Here is a 13540-nt window from a genome sequence, read left to right as displayed (position 1 = left end):
AAATGGGTTTATTTATATATACGCTACGGAGCGTATCAGGTGCTATAGTAACCCCTCCATTAGTATTCTTATTAATACTCTTAATAATGGTACTACATTCAAAGAACAAAAAAGTAGTAACTATGCAAAAAATAATTTTAGGAGGTAGTGTAAATTCATCTATTGAACTTACACTATCTCAACTTGTTTTAGGAATTATAGGTGGAATTATAGGAAGCATAATACTTACAAGTTTAGGTGTAGTTTTTAGTGAAAATTCTGGAATATCGTATTTGTTTGTTATATCAATATTATTAATGCTTATAAGACCAAGGTTAATATGCTTTTCTTATTCGGGAGCAATTCTAGGTGGTATAGTAATTATAATTAAATTGATTAATATATTCATTCCTTATAGTTTAGGAGTTTTTGATCTAAATATATTTTATTTAGCAATTCTTATAGGAGTATTCCATGTTATTGAAGGGATATTAGTAATTGTCGATGGAGATAGAGGAGCTGTACCTGTATTTACAAATAGAGATAATAAAATTTTAGGTGGATATGCATTAAAAAGATATTGGGCATTGCCAATAGCAATAATTATTGCTATGAATGGGAATAATTCGATGTTGAGTTATATGACAGAATCTATATCTAATCCAGATTGGTGGCCATTAATTAAACTACCATATGGACTCGCATTAATAGCTGGAAGTATTATTTCTATAGTTCCTTTTTATATGGTATTAGGTTATTCATCAATTACATTTACAAAAAGTAAAAGAGAAAAAGCTATATCTTCAGGAGTACACATACTAGCTTATGGAATTCTTCTGACAATTTCGGCTCAGATTGCTAGGTTTGGAATTATTGGTGAAGTATTTGTTGTGATTTTTATGCCAGCAGCTCATGAGTTAATGCTTAAGCTTCAGGCAGATCGAGAGAAAAAGCAAGTGGCTAAATTTGTTAGCGATGAAGAAGGTCTGGTAGTTTTAGAAATGTCAGCAGATTCTAGGATGCGGGAATTTGGAGTTGATATTCAAAGTAAAATTTTATCAGTGAATGGTAAAAAGATTAATTCCGAAGCGGAAGTGTATTCTATTTTAAAGAAAAACTTATATAATGCAGTTTTAAAGATAAAGGATTCTCATGGAATGGTAAAAGATATTCAATTTAGGCATAATAAAAATACTAGGCTTGGAATTTTAGTAGTACCTAGAAATGTAAGCAAGGAAGATATTGTGCCAGTCGATGGAGGAAATTTTAAAAATGTTCTGAATTCATTAAAGGGGTCTGAAAATAAAGTTGAATATAAAATAGAAAAAGAGAATGATGGAAAACATGATAAGGATGTTAAGAATAAAGATAATAAAATGTAATTAGAAGGTGGCTTGGCCACTTTTTTCTTTAGCTAATAATAATATTTTTATTTGAGCGATATTTAAAATGAATTTTATCTTTTTTAATAAATAATTTTAATTACAACTGATTTAAATAAAGTAAACATCTAATAATTATAATATTTTAGATATATGGAGAGTATTAAAGGCATGAGTAAGCATTTAAAATAAATAGGATAATTTATTGACTTAATACTTAAGGAAAAGTAAAATAGACATATAATACGAATGTCTGTTCGGATCGGAGGTAATATAATGGGAGAATTTAAAATACAATCGAGATTTAAACCTACGGGGGATCAACCACAAGCAATCGATAAATTAGTCAATTCCATAAAAAGCAATAATAGAGCTCAAACTTTGCTTGGAGTAACAGGCTCAGGAAAAACATTTACTATGGCAAATGTTATAGAAAAATTACAAAGACCTACTATAATATTAGCTCATAATAAAACTTTAGCAGCGCAATTATGTTCGGAATTTAAGGAGTTCTTTCCTGATAATATAGTAGAATACTTTGTATCTTATTATGACTATTATCAACCAGAAGCATATGTGCCTCAAACAGATACCTTTATAGAAAAAGATGCATCAATTAATGATGAAATAGATAAATTAAGGCATTCAGCTACTTCAGCTCTTTTTGAAAGAAGGGATGTAATAATTGTCGCATCTGTTTCCTGCATATACGGTCTAGGTAATCCAGATGAATATAAAAAGTTGACTATAAGTCTTAGAACTGGAATGGAGAAAGAGAGAGATGAGGTTATAAAGAAACTCATAGAAATTCAATATGAAAGAAATGATATAGATTTTTCAAGAGGAACTTTTAGAGTTAGAGGAGATTCTTTAGATATAATTCCCGCTTCGTATTCAAATAAAGGGATTAGAATTGAATTTTTTGGGGATGAAATTGATAGAATAAGAGAATTTGATGTATTAACAGGAAGTATCCTAGGAGAAAGAAATCATGTAGCCATAACTCCAGCATCCCACTTTGCAACATCTAGAGAGACTGTTGATAAAGCAATTGGCATAATTGAAGGAGAATTAGAGGAGAGGCTTAGAGAGCTTAATGCTCAGGATAAACTTTTAGAAGCTCAAAGATTAAGGCAAAGAACTAACTTTGATATTGAGATGATAAAAGAAATGGGATATTGTAGTGGGATTGAGAATTATTCTAGAATATTAGATGGTAGAGCTTCAGGAACACCGCCTAAAACATTAATAGATTATTTTCCGGAAGATTTTCTTATGTTTATAGATGAGAGCCACGTAACATTACCTCAGGTTAGAGCAATGTATGCAGGAGATAGATCGAGAAAAAATACATTGGTAGACTATGGGTTTAGATTACCTTGTGCATATGATAATAGACCGCTAAAATTTGAGGAATTTGAAAAGAAAATTAATCAAGTAGTGTTTGTAAGTGCTACTCCATCGGCTTATGAAATAGATAATTCTGAAGAAATCGCTGAACAAATCATAAGACCTACAGGATTGTTAGATCCAGAAATCATTATAAGACCTATTAAAGGACAAATTGATGATTTATATGGAGAGATTAATAAAACGATAGAGTGTGGATTTAGAATATTAATAACTACATTAACCAAGCGTATGGCAGAAGATTTAACTAAATATTTAATAGAACTTGGTGTTAAAACAACTTATATGCATTCAGATATTGATACAATAGAAAGAATGAAAATAATAAGAGATTTGAGGCTTGGCGAGTATGATGTACTTGTAGGAATAAATCTTTTAAGAGAAGGATTAGATATACCGGAGGTAGCTTTAGTTGCAATTTTAGACGCCGATAAAGAAGGATTTTTAAGATCAGAAACATCATTAATACAAACAATAGGAAGAGCGGCTAGAAATTCAGAAAGCAAGGTTATAATGTATGCTGACAATATAACAAAGTCTATGGATAAAGCAATGAAGGAAACGGAAAGAAGAAGAGCTATACAAAAAGATTATAATGAAAGACATGGAATGGTACCAACAACAATAATTAAAGATGTAAGAGATATTATAGAAGCAACAAAGGTTTCAGAAGAAGTCGAAGAATATAAAGCTGCGGATAAGAAAAAACTTACTAAGAAAGAAAAAGATAAGTTAATTAAAGATCTTACAGAAGAAATGCTTTTAGCGGCAAAAAATCTTCAATTCGAAAGAGCAGCTGAGCTTAGAGATATTATTAATGAAATTAAAGATGGAAAGTAATGGGTAATAATCAATATATGATATATTGCATAAAACTATAAATTATGTATTGTCCATTAAGTAGGAGGTTAGTTTAATGAACGATAAGATAGTAATAAAAGGTGCGAAAGTTAATAATTTAAAGAATGTAAGTTTAGAAATACCGAGAGATAAATTAGTTGTACTTACAGGATTATCAGGCTCAGGTAAGTCATCATTGGCATTTGATACATTATATGCTGAAGGGCAAAGAAGATATGTGGAATCTTTATCTTCTTATGCACGGCAATTTTTAGGACAAATGGATAAACCGAATGTAGAATATATAGAAGGATTATCACCGGCAATATCAATAGATCAAAAGACTACAAGTAAAAATCCAAGATCAACAGTTGGAACAATAACTGAAATATATGATTATTTGAGATTATTATATGCAAGAGTAGGAATTCCTCACTGTCCAAAGTGCGGTAAAGAAATTACTAAACAATCTGTTGATCAGATTGTTGATAAAATTATGGGTTATGGAGATAGATCTAAACTTCAAGTATTATCACCTGTAGTTAAAGGGAGAAAAGGAACTCATGAAAAGATATTAGAACATATAAAGAAGAGCGGCTTTGTTAGAGCAAGGATTGATGGGGAAATTTATGACTTAACTGAAGAGGAAGTAAAGTTAGATAAAAATAAAAAGCATAATATTGAAGCTGTTATTGATAGAATTGTTATAAAGGAAGGGATTGAAGGTAGACTTACAGAATCTGTAGAAGCGTCTTTAAAGATGGGCGAAGGATTAGTCATAATTAGCGTTATTGGAGGAGAAGAAACTTTATTTAGCGAAAATTTTGCTTGCCCAGATTGTGGAATAAGTATTGATGAGCTATCGCCTAGATTATTTTCATTTAATGCTCCATATGGAAAGTGCGATCATTGTGATGGGCTTGGAAGTCTTATGGAGATAGACGAAAAGCTTGTTATACCTAATAGAGAGCTAAGTGTTATGGAAGGAGCTATAGCAAGCTGGGGAAGTGGAAGACTAAAAGAAGATTCTTGGACATATGCAATACTTCAAGCTCTAACTAAAGAGTATGGATTAGATTTAAGCAAGCCTATAAAAGATTTGGATAAAGAACATGTTGATTTATTGTTGTATGGAACAGGTGGAAAAAAACTTAAAATTGAATATGTGAAAGATGGAGTTAAAGCTATTTATAGTTATGCATTTGAGGGGGAAATTAATGCATTAAGCAGAAGGTATAGAGAGAGTAATTCAGATCTTATAAAGGGTGAAATAGAGCAATACATGAGCAATGATTCATGCCCAAAATGTAAAGGCGCTAGATTGAAAAAAGAAGTGCTAGCAGTTACTGTTGGTGGAAAAAATATATATGAATTTACAAGTATGTCAATAAAAGAAGAACTTGAGTTTATAAATGGAGTGGAATTTTCAGAAAAAAATAAACTTATAAGTGAGCAGATTATAAAAGAAATTAAAAATAGATTGCAGTTTTTGCTAGATGTTGGTTTAGATTACTTAAGTTTATCAAGAAATTCTGGAACCTTATCAGGTGGGGAATCACAAAGAATAAGGCTTGCAACACAAATTGGTTCAGCACTTATGGGAGTTCTATATATATTAGATGAACCAAGTATTGGATTGCATCAAAGGGATAATGATAGGCTAATACATACTTTGAAAAATCTAAGAGATGTTGGAAATACAGTAGTAGTTGTAGAACACGATGAAGATACTATGAAGGAAGCAGATTATATTGTTGATATTGGACCGGGTGCAGGAGAGCACGGAGGAGAAGTAGTTGTTGCTGGAACACTTGATGAAGTTAAGGCATGTGAAAAATCAATAACAGGTCAATATTTAACTGGAAGAAAATCAATTCAAATTCCGGCAGCGAGAAGGAAAGGTAATGGACAAAAAATAAAAATTGTAGGCGCTAAAGAAAATAATTTAAAAAATATAAATGTTTCAATTCCTCTTGGTACTTTAACTATGGTCACAGGAGTTTCTGGGTCCGGAAAAAGTACTCTGGTAAATGAAATACTTTATAAAGGGTTAAATAGATTAGTAAATAAGAGCAAAAATCCAGTAGGAAACCATAAAGAAATAGTTGGTTATGAAAATATTGATAAAATAATAGATATAAATCAAAGTCCGATTGGAAGAACACCTCGTTCTAATCCGGCAACTTATACAGGCACATTTGATATAATTAGAGAGTTATTTTCACAAACTACGGAAGCTAAAATGAGGGGTTATAAGCAAGGTAGATTTAGTTTTAATGTTAAAGGTGGAAGATGTGAAGCTTGTTCTGGAGATGGAATAATAAAAATAGAAATGCAATTTCTATCGGATGTTTATGTTCCATGTGAGGTGTGTAAAGGAAAGAGGTATAATAGAGAAACTTTAGAAGTAAAGTATAAAGGGAAAAATATAGATGATGTATTAAAAATGACAGTTGAAGAAGCGTTGAAGTTCTTTGAAAATATACCTAGAATTGAGAATAAGTTGAGGACATTAAATGATGTAGGACTTGGATATATTAGATTAGGTCAGCCTTCAACTCAATTATCAGGAGGAGAAGCTCAAAGAATTAAGTTAGCATATGAATTATCAAAGAGAAGCACAGGAAAAACTCTATATATATTGGATGAGCCAACAACAGGATTACACGTAGATGATGTTAGTAGATTAATAGAAATACTTCAAAGTTTAGTTGCAACAGGAAATACTGTAGTAGTAATTGAGCATAATTTAGATATGATAAAATGTGCAGATTATTTGATTGATTTAGGTCCAGAAGGCGGAGATAAGGGTGGAACCATTATAAAATGTGGAACTCCAGAAGAATTATGTAAGGTTCAAGAATCTTATACAGGTAAATATTTGAAAGATGTGCTTAAATAAAACTTATGAATATTAATGAATAGGTACTCATATTTAGAACTATATAATATTAAAACCTATAATTGGTAGTTATAATGCTCAATTGGCAATATATATATATATATAATATAAAATTAAAAATAATAAAGTTTTTATGAAGAAATTATATTGAAAATTGACAATTGGGGCATTATAGGACAGAATATGATAAGTAGATATTAAAATAATATAGATGATATAATAATATATATTAATTAAGTGGCACTTTTGCATGCCATACTTACTTTTTTATTGTATAATCATTAATGAGGTAAATGTAAGTTATAACTTATAAATTTCTGAAAGTTATTTTACATATATAAAAGTTATTTTACATATATAATGGATACAGGAATGAATATTGAGGTGAAAATATGAGTTTTTCGAGAATAATTGCTGGTTTTTTTGGAATTGTTTTTATTATTATACTGTATGTAATAATATACTATGCGCTAAAGATAATGTATAGGGATGTTAAAAACGGAGGGAAGAAAAGAAGGCCTACTGCAGCAAAAGGAAGTTATGGCTTAGAAATTATAGATTCTGGAAGTAGCAAAGATTTAAAAGATGGATCTATTATTCCTATCAGATCGGATTTGACAATAGGAAGAAAAGATGATAATTCTATTGTATTATGTGATCAACATGTTTCTGGAAGTCATGCAAGAATTATCATAAGGAATAGTAGCTTATTTATAGAAGATTTAAATAGCACAAATGGTACCTACTTAAACAAGAATAAGATAAGTGGCAAAGCAAAACTGTCTAATAAAGATGAGATAAGAATTGGTACGGCAATTTTTAAGATTTTAATTTAAAATATTCGAATAAAGAGAATATTAAAAGAATTTTTTATTGAAAAAATTAGGCTCAGCGGGGAAGTATTGTAAAGCTATATTTTCCGCTGGGCTTTACAAAAGTATTTTAGAAATCTAAATATCAAAGGAATAGCACGGTGGGGTGATATGGATTGAAGATAAAAAGAGATGAAATAAAGCTATTACTGTTAACTTATTTGTTATGTATAGCGCTTTTTACAAATTTAGCAATATTGAAAGATGACATGGATAAAGGCGCTATATACATGGGGTTGATAGTATGTGGCTTAATAACTGCTACCCAAATATTAATACGGAAGTTTTATCCCCATGGGGATAAATTTTTGATTACATTTGCATGTATATTGTCAGTAATAGGTATAGCTGTACTATATAGATTGGATACTGATATTGCTATTAAACAGTTAATGTATTTTGCAGCTGGAATAGTTGTATTTATTGCTCTAGTAGTGATAATTCCAGATATAAGAGATTTTGTTAAGTACAAGAAGGTATATCTGATAGCAACTCTGCTTATAATGCCTCTAGCATTGTTCGCGCATCAAGAAGTTTATGGTGCAACTAACTGGATTAGAATTGGTGGATTTAGTATTCAACCATCGGAATTTGGTAAGATAACATTTGCCATATACTTAGCGGCAGCTTTACATGATTATGAAGACAAAAATAATATAATAGAAGATTTCAAACAACTTTGGCAACCTGCACTGGTTGTTGTATACTCATTAGGATGTTTAGTTGGGCAAAAGGATTTAGGATCTGCGTTAATATTTTTTGGTATTTCATTAACAATGTTGTATGTTGCAACTGGAAAGAAAAAGTATGTGGTAATAACATTTATATTATTTGTGTTGGGATCTATTTTTGCATATAAACTGTTTCCGCACGTACAGCAAAGAGTATTAATATGGAGGGATCCGTGGAAGTATAAAGATACTACGGGATATCAGATAGTTCAAGGATTATATTCGATTTCTTCTGGTGGAATGTTTGGAAGTGGACTTGGCCAAGGATACCCAGGATTTATGCCAGTAAATACATCAGACTTAATTTTTGCAGTAATTTGTGAGGAATTGGGAATGGTATTTGGACTTGGAATTATGATAATATATTTCTTGTTTTTCTATAGAGGAATGAGGGCTTCATTTAGAATCAAAGATAGATTTTCACAACTTAATGCCATAGGCCTCAGTGCTATGATAGCATGTCAGGTTCTAGTTATAATAGGAGGGGTGTTTGCAGTAATACCTTTGACAGGGATTACATTGCCTCTTATTAGTGCTGGAGGTTCCTCAATAATAACTATGTTTTTTGCACTAGCAATACTTCAAAAGATATCGGAGGAGGGCTAAAAATTGAAAAATGTTTCTAATAGTATAAAACAGGTAATGGTAGTTTTTTTATTTTGCTTTGTAGCTCTTATCTCGTATATTGCATATTTTCAAGTTTTTTCGGCTCCTACTATAGCTGAAAGTGAAGGTAATCAAAGGCTTTGGGCAAGAAGAAATGAAGTTTTGAGGGGAACCATATATGATAGAAATAAAAATCCGCTTACAACAAGTGCAAGGGTAGATGCGCTAACACAAAAAAGAACTTATGTTAACGGAGATTTATATGTTCACGCACTAGGATATGTAGATCCAAGATATGGATTGACAGGATTAGAGGCAAATTATGATAGTGAGTTAACCACATACAACAAGCTTACTAACAATATTTTAAATCTAACTAAAGATTTTAGCATAGATAAGTTAAAATCAATGTTTAAGAATAGAAAAGAAGATGAGGTCAAAGTTGGGAATGGTGTTATAACTACATTAGATCCAACACTTCAAAAAATAGCATATGATGCACTTGGAAGTAATAAGGGTGCAGTGGTAGCCTTAAATCCAAAAACAGGAGAAGTATTAGCTATGGTTTCTAAGCCAACGTACAATCCAAATGATTTGGAAGGCTCAATGAAAGCTTCTAATGAAGATAGTCCGTTTATAAATAGAGCAGTATCAGGAAAATACCCGCCAGGATCAACATTTAAAACAGTAACTCTTAGCAGCGCATTAGAAAATATGCCTGGGGTTACAAATAGAACTTTTAATGATACAGGTAAAATAGTATTTAACGATAAACAGTCATTGAGCAATGATAATGGAGAAGTTAATGGTGAAATAGATTTAAAGGATGCCTATAGATTATCAAGTAATTTTGTATTTGGTACATTGGCAATGGAGCTAGGAAATGATAAGTTAAAAGCTACTGCGGAGAAGTTTGGTTTTAATAATACAGTAGAATCTGATGGATTTAAAATAGATCAGAGTCAATTTCCAAAGTTATCTAAAGCGGAAATTGGTAGCATAGCTCAATCTGGAATTGGCCAAAGTAGTATTTTAGCTACGCCTATGGAGATGGCTTTGGTTGCAAGTACAGTGGCTGATGATGGTAAGATGATGGAGCCAAGACTCGTTAGCCAAGTGGTGGATAAGGATGGTAATGTAGTTAAGACAGTGGAACCAAAGGTGAATAAACAAGTTATAAGTTCAGCTAATGCTGCAATTATAAAAGACTATATGAAAAATTTAGTTGATTCAAGAATCGACTCTACTTGGAGTTATTTTCAAGGAACTGATGCAGCAGGTAAGACTGGTACAGCTGATTATAATCTTGCTAATGGAGAAAGCGCTAAACCTCATTCATGGTTTATTGGGCTTGCACCAGCGAGCAATCCTAAGATTGCAGTTGCTGTAATAGTTGAAAATGGAGGATACGGAGCGAGTGCGGCAGCACCGATAGCAGGAAAATTAATTAGGCAAGCGGTTATTGGAAATTAAAATTAAATATGGTAGATAAAAAGTGAATAGTTATTGGAGAACCGTTGAAATTTCTTAAAAGTACTGAATTGGAAATAATAAAAGGATTTTCCTTATAAACTCTTCACTTTTTTGTATTTGAATTTAAAGGAAGGAGTGTTGGAATGTTTGATTTTAAAGCCCAATTAAAAATTCTACCAAATGAACCAGGGGTTTATTTAATGAAAAACTCACTTGGAGAGATTATCTATGTGGGAAAAGCAAAAATATTGAAAAATAGAGTGCGCCAATACTTTCAAAATTCTAAAAATCATTCGGAAAAAGTAAAGGCAATGGTTAAAAATATTGCTGAGTTTGAATACATAGTGACAGATTCTGAAATGGAAGCTCTAATATTAGAATGCAATCTAATAAAAAAGTATAGCCCTAAATATAATATTTCACTAAAGGATGATAAATTTTATCCATTCATAAAAGTGACTACTAATGAGGATTTTCCTAGAGTTTTTATAACAAGAAATTATGCCAAGGATGGAAATAAGTATTTTGGGCCTTATCCAAATGCAGGAGATGTACATGAAACAATAAATTTGATTAGAAAAATTTTTCCATTAAGAACTTGTAAAAAATCTATTATAGAAGGCGAAAAGCCGACAAGAGCATGTTTAAATTATCATATAAAAAAATGTAATGCACCCTGTGAAGGGCGTATTTCTAAAACTGAATACAAAAAAATGATAGATGAAATAATGGAAGTTTTAAGTGGGAAGGATAGGAGCCTTCTAAATAAGTTAAAAGAAGAAATGCAAAGTGCATCAGGAAATTTAGAATTTGAGAAAGCTGCATCATTAAGAGATAAAATGATTGCTATAGAAAATATAGCAGAAAAACAAAAGGTGTTTAAATCTCAAGAGAATGATGAAGATTTTATTAATATCTATAAAGATGAGAAAGATTGCTGTATTCAAGTATTCTTTTTAAGGGATGGAAAAATAACTGGAAGAGAACATTTTATGATTGAAAATAGTTCCCATGAGGAAGATACAACAATAATTTCACAATTTATAATTTCATTTTATGGAGGAACACCAAAAGTTCCAAAGAATATATACATTCCGGAAAGTGATGAAATTGAAGCTTTGGAAGAATTTTTAAGTATAAAGCGTGGCTCAAGGGTCTTCGTTAAGGTGCCAATAAAAGGCGAGAAAAAAGAAATGTTGGAGCTAGTTAAAAATAATGCGAAAGTCACTTTAGATCAATTTAAGGATAAGATTTTGAGAGATAAAGAGATTAATATGATTTCGCTAAAGGAAATTCAAGAATTATTAGAACTTGATAGTATACCACTTAGAATTGAAGCTTACGATATATCCAACATACAAGGGGTAGATTCCGTTGGGTCAATGATTGTATTTGAGAATGGTAAAGCTAAGAATAGCGATTATAGAAGATTTCGTATAAAAACTGTAAAAAGTGCTAATGATTATGATAGTATGAGAGAAATTTTAGACCGAAGATTCACTCATGGATTAAAAGAGATCGAAGAGATTCAAAATAAAGAAATTAAATTTTCTAGTGGAAAGTTTTCGAATTTTCCAGATTTAATTATGATGGATGGTGGAAAAGGTCAGGTTAATATAGCTCTTGAAGTATTAGAGAAATTAGGAATAGATATACCTGTATGTGGATTGGTTAAAGATGATTATCATGCAACTAGAGGGATTATTTATAATAATAATGAATTAATAATAAATAGAAATTCTAATTTGATGCAAATGATAAGAAGAATTCAGGATGAAGTTCATAGATTCGCAATAACTTACCACAGAAGTTTAAGAGATAAGAGAACGCTTCATTCAATATTAGATGATATACCTAATATTGGGCAGAAGAGAAGAATGTCTCTTTTAATGAAATTTGGAAGTATCGATAATATTAAAAAAGCTAAATTAGACGAACTTCTTGAGACAGAATCAATTGATACGAAAGCAGCTAATAGTGTATTAGAGTATTTTAGAAATACAAAATAAAAGAAATCAGGTTGGGGTATCTCAACCTAATTTTTAGCCTTAGATTATTGTACCAATGATGTATAATTAAAATACATTATGTTATTTTTTGAATATATATTAAAAACATGAACAAAATAAATAAATTATGCTATAATAGTACGGAATAAAAATTTACTTGTCTTAGATTAATATTTAAATTATTCTATATCATGTAAACAAAAAGCAGATTAATATAAATGTTTGAGGAGTTTTGGCATGAAGCACTATGGAGAATATAAGAATTTGTTCAGCAAATTATACGAAGAGTCACAAATTCAATTAGATGCGAAAATGAGTGAACATATATACTTTAAAGTTGGAGGACCAGTAGACATACTTTTAACTCCAAACAGTATACAACAGGTAAAAGAAACTATTACTATTTGTAAAGAAAATAATATACCATTTTATGTAATAGGAAATGGGTCTAATATCTTAGTTAAAGATGGTGGTATTAGAGGTGTTGTTATAAAGTTATGCGAGCTCAATAAAATAGAATGTATAGGTAACAAGATTATTGCAGAATGTGGAGCATTACTTAAAGACGTTTCGAAGGCAGCTACAGAAGGATCACTAGCAGGATTTCAATTTGCTTGTGGTATTCCGGGTAGCGTAGGTGGAGCTGTATTCATGAATGCAGGAGCTTATGACGGAGAAATTTCATTTGTTATTGAAAGTGCAGAAGTACTTGATGACAATCAAGAAATTAGAATAATTCCTAAATCAGAGTTGAATTTAGGATATAGGCAGTCTGTAGTTATGCAAAAGGGATATATAGTATTACGCGCAACTTTTAATTTAGTTAATGGCGATAAAGAAAAGATTCAAGCTAGAGTTGATGAATTAACTAAAAGAAGAGAAGAAAGACAGCCGTTAGAGTATCCTTCAGCAGGTAGTACATTTAAAAGACCAGAAGGCTATTTCGCAGGAAAATTAATTGAGGATGCAGGATTAAAGGGATTTGCTATCGGCGGAGCGTGTGTTTCGGAGAAGCATGCTGGATTTGTTATTAATTGTAAGAACGGAACAGCTAAGGATGTATTAGATGTAATATATCATGTTAGGGATGAAGTGAAAAAACAATTTGGAGTAGATTTATATCCTGAAGTTAGAATTTGGGGTGAAGATTAAGCATTTTAGTGACTATATTAGTTTTGAAAATATAAATAAAAATAGAAGTTGAAGATGTTAAATATATCTGTAAATAAACACTAAATTATATAAAACTCAAGAGTTTAGAGACTTTTGGGTTTTTTATGATTTAATTATAATAGTGTGATATAATTTTGATGTTAAGGTAAATTAGAAGTAATAG

General features: G+C 30.9%; 8 protein-coding genes. All 8 read left to right on the top strand.

The features are described 5' to 3' along the window. The first annotated feature begins 2 nt into the window (after positions 1-2). The 8 genes from AXY43_RS12635 to murB all read left to right on the top strand — a co-directional run bounded on the left by AXY43_RS12635 (position 3) and on the right by murB (position 13356). Positions 3-1361 carry a hypothetical protein gene (locus tag AXY43_RS12635; protein WP_039773072.1) on the top strand — a complete coding sequence of 453 codons (1359 nt, stop codon included), beginning with the start codon at positions 3-5 and terminating at the stop codon, positions 1359-1361. 276 nt (positions 1362-1637) lie between these two features. Continuing rightward, complete coding sequence (uvrB, locus tag AXY43_RS12630; protein ID WP_017212231.1) at positions 1638-3611, top strand: excinuclease ABC subunit UvrB; 1974 nt, start codon at positions 1638-1640, stop codon at positions 3609-3611. Between the two features lie 76 nt (positions 3612-3687). Continuing rightward, positions 3688-6513, top strand: a complete 2826-nt coding sequence (gene uvrA, locus AXY43_RS12625) for an excinuclease ABC subunit UvrA (RefSeq protein WP_039773070.1) — start codon at positions 3688-3690, stop codon at positions 6511-6513. A 392-nt stretch (positions 6514-6905) separates the two neighbouring features. Beyond that, positions 6906-7349: an FHA domain-containing protein gene (locus AXY43_RS12620; RefSeq protein WP_012061013.1), complete on the top strand. Its 444-nt coding sequence runs from the start codon at positions 6906-6908 to the stop codon at positions 7347-7349. A gap of 152 nt (positions 7350-7501) precedes the next feature. Beyond that, entirely contained in the window at positions 7502-8722 is a 1221-nt protein-coding gene (locus tag AXY43_RS12615) for an FtsW/RodA/SpoVE family cell cycle protein (protein WP_012061012.1), read from the top strand. 3 nt (positions 8723-8725) lie between these two features. Next, complete coding sequence (locus AXY43_RS12610; RefSeq protein WP_012061011.1) at positions 8726-10195, top strand: peptidoglycan D,D-transpeptidase FtsI family protein; 1470 nt, start codon at positions 8726-8728, stop codon at positions 10193-10195. A gap of 143 nt (positions 10196-10338) precedes the next feature. After that, positions 10339-12204 (top strand): excinuclease ABC subunit UvrC, encoded by a 1866-nt coding sequence (uvrC, locus tag AXY43_RS12605; protein ID WP_105411635.1) that lies wholly within the window; start codon positions 10339-10341, stop codon positions 12202-12204. A gap of 237 nt (positions 12205-12441) precedes the next feature. Further along, positions 12442-13356, top strand: a complete 915-nt coding sequence (gene murB, locus AXY43_RS12600) for a UDP-N-acetylmuramate dehydrogenase (protein WP_012061009.1) — start codon at positions 12442-12444, stop codon at positions 13354-13356. Positions 13357-13540: the final 184 nt, after the last annotated feature.

Source organism: Clostridium sp. MF28 (genome assembly GCF_002969175.1).
Taxonomy (GTDB): domain Bacteria; phylum Bacillota; class Clostridia; order Clostridiales; family Clostridiaceae; genus Clostridium; species Clostridium beijerinckii.
The sequence above is the reverse complement of the archived record's forward strand: the minus strand, read 5'-3'. Positions and strand labels throughout refer to the sequence as shown.